The sequence below is a fragment of the Rhodococcus sp. P4_F3_2 genome (genome assembly GCF_056401335.1).
In genome coordinates this window covers 1-1,153 of record NZ_JBFUJN010000093.1, presented here as the reverse complement: position 1 = coordinate 1,153, position 1,153 = coordinate 1, and the positions used below count along the sequence as shown (strand labels likewise).

The 1,153-nt window shown below is 28.4% G+C and carries 2 protein-coding genes; both read right to left on the bottom strand.

Translation table 11 applies throughout. From position 1 onward, the window contains the following. Nucleotides 1–291, bottom strand: a 291-nt coding sequence (locus AC1DWA_RS32890) for a hypothetical protein (RefSeq protein ID WP_477917597.1), incomplete at its 3' end; no start/stop codon positions are given. Between the two features lie 42 nt (nt 292–333). Beyond that, nucleotides 334–1,153: hypothetical protein (locus AC1DWA_RS32885; protein ID WP_477917595.1), on the bottom strand; the 820-nt coding region annotated here is incomplete at its 5' end.

The following is a 1,153-nucleotide window of genomic DNA, read 5'->3' as shown; positions in this document are numbered from 1 at the left end:
ACCTGTTTTCATTGAAAAGTCAATATTATTCTCATCTAATGTTATAGCATGTTCATATAATTTTCTAAATAACCATTCTTGATGAATAAAGAACCCATCTAACATCCAAAAAAAGAACACTGGAATTAATGCCAATACTATATATTTAGGATCCATATCATCAGCTTTATTAGCAAATACAAACAAACCAACTATTAACGTAACTGTCCAACCTTTCAATAAAAAAGAATTAGATGCCATGCGACTCATTACATTTTGAATCATTTCAAGATATCTTGTTTTTGTTTCCATACTTTCTCCTTTTAAATTTGTTTTATTTTCCTCTTGTTTATTTCATCTCACTTCCTCTTCTTTTTTTAATCGATTATGCTGATCATATAAAACATCTAGAGGATGTAATTGACTTAATAGATTATTAGTTACTCTTTCTGAATTAAAGGCACTATAGTAAGCAAAGAACCATTTATCAATATCACTTTGATTAATAGACGTGAGGTGTTTTGTTTCTAAATCATACTTAATAGTTAGATCCAAAGAGTTATACTCCATACCTTCTTGAAATGCTTTTTTCATAATTCCAGTTCTTTTTGGTTTAACTTTTTTAATCATATCACTCATTGCTATCTCCATATATATCCAGGGAGATAAAGTTTTGTTATCTATATTATCTTTAGTTTCCATAGAGTTTGGTGTATTTAGGAAAAATAAACATTCTGTATTATGAATCATTTTTACTAAAGCTGTAGTGAGCATTGTATGCACATGACTGGTAGAATAATTTCGTTTTTCATAATCATAAGTTGCACTACTACCATTCTTACTATATTTTTCGTCAATTTGTTTTAAAAGATTATTAGCATATCCCCAGACACAGGAATCTATAAATACATCTAAATTAAATGTGCTTTTTAAGTATCCAGCTAACCCCATAGCCTGATCTTTATCTTTGTGGGAATGAGATAAAAAAATATCGGCTTTTACTTCTGGAAACCAGCTTTTCTGCATTTCTGTACCATCAATACTTCCATCAACCAATAAAAATTTATTGATTTCTTCCTCTACTATTTTTTCATTTTCTTTAAATACATCTTCACCTGCACCTTTGAATTTATCAAAAGTATCATTTGTTTCTAATTTAAATCCTGTAAACATG